Genomic DNA, 219 nt, shown 5'->3' on the forward strand with positions numbered 1-219 from the left:
AACGCACTGGTCAACGCCCTCGCCCAAGGTGAAATGCACGATGAAACTTTCTTGGTCACCGTCACCGATGAACATGGCGCTTATAGTCAGCAGCTGGTTACTGTGACGGTCACTGGGACCAACGATATTCCGGTTATCACCTCAACCATCCAAGATGCCACTGGCGATGTATTAGAAGCCGGCGTGATGGATGGCGGTAACATGCCTGAGCCGGGCAAC

The 219-nt window shown here is 53.9% G+C and carries 1 protein-coding gene; it reads left to right on the plus strand.

Annotation, left to right across the window (positions count from 1 at the left end; genetic code table 11):
* The coding region (locus AB4135_RS21705) for a VCBS domain-containing protein (protein ID WP_371995500.1) at window positions 1-219 on the plus strand (219 nt) is incomplete at both ends.

The organism is Shewanella sp. 10N.286.54.B9 (assembly GCF_041468565.1).
GTDB lineage: Bacteria > Pseudomonadota > Gammaproteobacteria > Enterobacterales > Shewanellaceae > Shewanella.